Here is a 5440-nt window from a genome sequence, read left to right on the forward strand (position 1 = left end):
CGTCGGTGATGTTGTCGAGGATCTGGTCGGGGTCGAGGGCGGGGACTTCCTGGGTGCCGTCCCACATGGAGTAGCGGTAGCGGTTGGCCATGGCGGAACCTCCGGCGGCCGGGTTTGGGGGCCGTGTGGGTCGAGGGTAGCGGAATCGGGAAGGGTTGTCAGTGGGAGGTGGGAGGTGGGAGGTGGGAGGTTGGAGGTGGGAGCAGGGAGCGGGGAGAGCCTCTCCCTTTCTCCCTTTCTCCCCTTCTCCCGAGCTGCCGTTTCACGCTAGGGTGAGGGGGCGCGTGCCACGGGATGGGCAGGCGCGCGGAGGGAGATGCGATGGCCGATGAGCAGGTTCGTGACGGGGGAAGCGGAGAGCCCGGTGGCGGGAGTGCGGGCGGCGCGGCACCGCCGGCTCCGCCGGGCGGCAGCCCCACGGGGACCGGTGCCCCCGCCGGGGGGCCGGCCTGGGGCGGGCCGTCGGGGGCGATGCCGCCGTATGTGACCTACGGGCCGGGCCTGAAGGCCTGGTACAGCGGGCCGTACCCGCCGCCGGGGGCGCGGGAGGGCGCATGGTCGATGATCTGGCGGACGGCGACGAAGGCGGTGGTCGCGGCCGGGTGCTTCGGCGTGACCCTGGGGTTCGCGCTGTTCCTGCCGGTGCTCATCCTGGCGGCGATTGTGGCCGCGAGCGGCGGCGACGGCGGCGATGAGGTGGTCTACGGGGAGGCAAGCGCAGACCGGGAGCTGCTCTCCATCCCGGTGACGGGGGTGATCCTGGGCGAGGAGCTGGAGGACCCCGGATTCTTCGGTTCGCTGCCGGGCGTGGTCTACGGCTACGAGATTCGCCAGAAGCTGCTGGATGCGGCCGAGGATGACACGATCGCCGGGGTGGTGCTCGAGCTGGAAACGCCGGGCGGCACGATTTTCGGGGCCCGCGCGATCGCCGACGGCATCCGGGAGTACCGGGCGCGAACCGGCAAGCCGGTGGTGGCGTTCGTGGCGGGGCTGAGCGCCTCGGGCGGGATGTATGCGATGGCGCCGGCGGACCTCATCCTGGCGGACTACGGGTCGCTGCTGGGCAGCATCGGGGTGACGATGGGCGCGTTCGAATACTGGGGCACCGTGCTGGCCACGGAGGGCGGCCTGTTCGGCGGCGGGGTGACGACGAAAGATGGGATCACCTACCAGCCGCTGACGGCGGGGCGCTCGAAGGACGTGGGCGCGCCATACCGGCCGCTGACCGATGAGGAGAAGCAACTGCTGCTGCAATCGCTGGAGGATGAGTACGCCGCTTTCGTGGCGCACGTGGCAGAGGCGCGCAACATCCCGGAGGCGAAGATTCGCGACGAGATCGGTGCGATGGTGTACGGGAATGCGCAGGCGCAGGCGCTGGGGCTGATCGACGGGACGGCCAGCCGCCAGGAGGCCTACGAGCGGGCGGCTGCGCTGGCGGGTCTGCCGCGGGGCGGCTTCAAGGTGGTGCGGCCCTCGAGCGGCGGCGGCTTTTGGAGCGGGCTGGGGGCGCGGCTGGGGCTGCGCGAGGACCAGGAGCCGGAGGCGAGGGGCCCGGTGCGGGTCTGCTTCCCGGCGCACACGGTGCTGGCGTACTACGGGGACCCGCTGGCGCTCTGCGCGCAGGGGAGGTGAGGCGCGGCCGGGCCGGAGCTGGCGCTGGATGCGGGAAGCGAAGCGGGGGCCGGGGTATCCCGGCCCCCGCTTCTCGGGGGAAAGGCCTTTCTGGAGGCGGGCGCCTAGCGTTCGGGGGTGAACTTCACGGGCAGGTGCTTGATGCCGCCGATGAAGGTGGAGCGGAGCCGCTGGGGCGGCCCGGCAAGGTCGATATCGGGGAAGCGGCGGAAGAGTTCCTGGAAGAGGACCTTGAGTTCGAGGCGTGCGAAGCCTGCGCCGAGGCAGAAGTGTTCGCCGATGCCGAAGGCGAGGTGGTCGTTCGGGGTGCGGGTGATATCGAAGACGTCGGCGTTGGGGAAGACGTCCTCGTCGCGGTTGACCGAGGGGTACCACATGACGACGCGCTCGCCGGCCTTGATCGGCTGGTGGCGGATGGCGGTGTCCTCCTTCGCGACGCGGGCCATGTGGGTGACCGGCGAGACCCAGCGGAGGATCTCCTCGACGGCGGTGTCGATGAGGGACATGTCGTTGAGGAGCTTCTGCTTCTGGTCCGGGTGTTCGCAGAGGGCGAGCAGGCCGCCGGACATGGCGTTCCGGGTGGTTTCGTTGCCGGCGAGGATGAGGAGGAAGCAGAACCAGAGGATGTCCTCATCGGTGAGCTTCTCGCCATCGACCTCGGAATCGACGAGGAGGGAGATGATGTCCTCGGTACGGGCGGTCTTGCGCTGCTGGAGGGCCTGGGCGTAGTAGCCGAACATCTGCATGGTGCCGAGGTTGCCGGTGATGCGGGCGGCCTCGGGGGTGCCGCGCTGGTCTTCGGGGACGTCGGTCTGGTATTCGGGGTCGCCGGAGCCGAGGACCTTGTTGGTGAGGGAGAACATCAACTCCCAGTCCTTCTCCGGGACGCCGAGCATCTGGCAGATGACGGCGAGGGGGATGTTGCAGGCGACATCGAGGACGAAGTCGGATTCGCCCTTCTTCGCGATGCGGTCGAGGAGGATGTTGGTGGTTTCGCGGACCTTGGGCTCCCAGAGTGCGACCTGGCGGGGGGTGAAGCCCTTGTTGACCAGCCGCCGCATCTTCACATGGCGGGGCGGGTCCATGGTGATGATCATCTTGCCGTTGCCCTGGGCGGCGAGGAGGGCTTCGGACTCATCGATGGGCTCGTACTCGGTGATGCCCTTTTCGGAGCTGAAGATTTCCGGGTGGCGGGAGACGAAGAGGACGTCCTCGTACTTGACGAGGTTCCAGTGACCCTTGACGTCCTCGGTGGGCGGCGTCCAGGAGATGGGGTCTTCGCGGCGGAGGATCTTGAAGGCCTGGTGGGAGAGGCCCTGTTCGAAGAGGATGCCGTCGTTGAGGTCGATATCGGCGAGGGTGAGGGTCTCGGGCTGGGTGGTCACTGGCTGGGACTCCGTTGGTGCAGGGGTGGGTATCGCAAAAGGTGCGGCTGTTTACCGTTCGGTCGATAGATTACGGCAATCGCGCGCCGGTCCGAAAGGGGGCCGGGGCGCGATTGCCGGCGCTGCTTACGCTTCGGAGGTGAAGCGGACGGGCATGTGCTTGATGCCGTTGATGAAGGTGGAGCGGAGCCGCTCGGGCGGGCCGACCGTCTCGATATCGGGGAAGCGGCGGAAGAGCTCTTCGAACATGACCTTGAGCTCTTTGCGGGCGAACCCGGCTCCCAGGCAGAAGTGCTCGCCGATGCCGAAGGCGAGGTGGTCGTTGGGGGTGCGGGTGATGTCGAAGCGGTAGGGGTCGGGGAAAATGTCCTCATCGCGGTTGGCCGAGGGGTACCACATGAGGATGCGGTCCCCGGCGCGGATTTGCTTGCCGCGGATTTCGACGTCGGCGGCGGCGGTGCGGGCCATGTGGTGGAGCGGGGAGGTCCAGCGGAGGATCTCTTCGACGGCGGTATCCATCAGCCCGGCGGGGTTTTCGATCAGGGCGCGCTTCTGGTCGGGGTGCTGGCAAAGGACCTGGAGGCCGCCGGAGATGGCGTTCCGGGTGGTTTCGTTGCCGGCGACGATGAGGAGGAAGCAGAAGGCGAGGATATCGGCTTCGTTGAGCTTTTCGCCGTCGACCTCCGCTTCGAGGAGGATGGTGGGGAGGTCGTTTTCGCGGGGGTGCTTGCGCCGGTCTTCGAGGACGCCGCGGAAGTACTCGAGCATGGTGGCGAGGCCCTTCGCGGCGGTCGCGCGGGCGGCGGCGCCGGTGCCGCGTTCCTCCTCGGGGACGTCGGTCTGGTACTCGGGGTCGCCGGAGCCGAGCACCTTGTTGGTGAGCTCGAACATGAGCGGCCAGTCGCGCTGTTCGACGCCCATCATGCCGCAGATGACGGCGAGCGGGAGCTGGCTGGAGACCTCGAGGACGAAGTCGCATTCGCCCTTGTGGGCGACGCGGTCGAGGATTTCGTTGGTGATGCGGCGGATTTCGGGCTCCATGGCGTTGACGGCGCGCGGGGTGAAGCCCTTGTTGACCAAACGCCGCATTTTGACGTGGCGGGGCGGGTCCATGGTGATGATGGAGGCGTTCCCGCCGGCGGACTGCTGCTGGGCGGCAAAGTCGAGCTCGGCGAGCTTTTCGGGGCGGATGCCGGGCCCGGCGATGCCCTTGGAGCTGATGAAGAGCTCGGGGTTGCGGGAGATGTAGAGGATGTCCTCGTACTTCGTGATCGACCAGAAGCCGTTGGCGACTTCGCCGGGCGGGTTCCAGTGGACCGGGTCGTGGTGGCGCAGGATGCGGAGGAGCTCGTGGAACTCTTCGCGCTGGAAGTGCTCGGGATTGTTGAGGTTGATTTCAGACGGGGGGATTGCGGGTGCGGTCACGAAGTCCTCCAGGGCATGGCCGGGCAGGCGGGAATGTTGGCGATGGTAGCCGATCGGCGGCGAGAAGTGAATGAACGTTTACTCGTTCGTTTACGGGATGAGCTCGATGGCCTGGCGAGGACAGAGGCGGTAGGCGCGCTCGGCCTTCTCCTCAAGCTCCTTGGGCAGGTCGCCTTCGATGAGGACGATGGAGACGTCGTCATCGCCGAGCTTGAAGATTTCGGGGGCGGCCTTTTCGCACTTGCCGTGGCCTTCGCACATGTCGGCTTTGACACGAACCTTCACGGGGGTACTCCAGGGCGTGATGTGGCGGGATCTCCCGCCCGGCTTCGAAGCATACCCGGTTTACCCATCGGTAAGCTACGCGGCGGGAACTTTTGCGGTGCGGGCGACGTTGGGACGGGCATGAAACGATTGCTGTTCTTCCTGAGCGTGGCCAGCCTGCTGGCGATGGGGGCGGCGGCAGCCGCCGGGTGCGTGGACGACCGCGGTTCGACCGGGAGCGGAGGTTCGACGCCGGACTACCCGACGAAGATCGTTGATGCGCCGATCGACGGCATCGAGGTGCTCATCCGCGAGACGGCGCCGCCGCAGTACGCCGCGGTCATCACGAGCGGCCTGCCGAGCGGCTGCGCGCAGTTCGCGGGCTGGGAGATCGTGCAGCGGACCGATAGGGAGATCGTCATCCGGGTGACGAACCGGATGCCGGACAGCGATGAGGTGGCCTGCACGATGGTCTACGGGACGCACGAATCGACGGTGGACCTTGGTTCGGATTTCGAGAGCGGGAAGACCTATACGCTGGTGGTGAACGGCACGCGCCACGAGTTCACGGCGCCGTAGGGCAGAGACCGCGCGGCGACAGGCGACGTCGGCGCCGCCTGCGAGAATGATCAGGTGGGCGCCGACTTTTCGATCGCGGAGTGGCTGGAGGAGGAGGGCCTCATCGACGCGGCCGGCCGGGCGGCGGCGCTGGCGGTGCTGGTCGCGGCGGGGCT

General features: G+C 67.8%; 5 protein-coding genes. 2 read left to right on the forward strand and 3 right to left on the reverse strand.

The annotated features are described in order from the left end of the window. Window positions 1-483: 483 nt before the first annotated feature. Window positions 484-1632, forward strand: coding sequence for a S49 family peptidase (locus tag VAE46_RS13005; RefSeq protein WP_322797372.1), 1149 nt, complete (start codon window positions 484-486; stop codon window positions 1630-1632). A gap of 104 nt (window positions 1633-1736) precedes the next feature. Here VAE46_RS13005 and VAE46_RS13010 read toward each other — a convergent pair whose 3' ends face one another. From VAE46_RS13010 to VAE46_RS13020, 3 genes are all read right to left on the reverse strand, one after another. After that, window positions 1737-3017 carry a cytochrome P450 gene (locus tag VAE46_RS13010; protein ID WP_322797373.1) on the reverse strand — a complete coding sequence of 427 codons (1281 nt, stop codon included), beginning with the start codon at window positions 3015-3017 and terminating at the stop codon, window positions 1737-1739. Window positions 3018-3143: 126 nt separating this feature from the next. Beyond that, window positions 3144-4442 (reverse strand): cytochrome P450, encoded by a 1299-nt coding sequence (locus VAE46_RS13015; protein ID WP_322797374.1) that lies wholly within the window; start codon window positions 4440-4442, stop codon window positions 3144-3146. A 90-nt stretch (window positions 4443-4532) separates the two neighbouring features. Next, complete coding sequence (locus VAE46_RS13020; RefSeq protein WP_322797375.1) at window positions 4533-4727, reverse strand: ferredoxin; 195 nt, start codon at window positions 4725-4727, stop codon at window positions 4533-4535. Between the two features lie 120 nt (window positions 4728-4847). Between VAE46_RS13020 and VAE46_RS13025 the strand changes: the two genes are divergently transcribed. Beyond that, a complete protein-coding gene (locus VAE46_RS13025; RefSeq protein ID WP_322797376.1) occupies window positions 4848-5285 on the forward strand; it encodes a hypothetical protein in 438 nt (145 codons plus the stop codon). Window positions 5286-5440: the final 155 nt, after the last annotated feature.

Origin of the sequence: Tepidiforma sp., assembly GCF_034433535.1 — a bacterium.
In the GTDB taxonomy this organism is placed as follows: domain Bacteria; phylum Chloroflexota; class Dehalococcoidia; order Tepidiformales; family Tepidiformaceae; genus Tepidiforma.

Bases quoted from the DNA above. Each gene is read 5' to 3' on its own strand.
- VAE46_RS13025 (WP_322797376.1), top strand. From the start codon at position 4,848: ATGAAACGATTGCTGTTCTTCCTGAGCGTGGCCAGCCTGCTGGCGATG.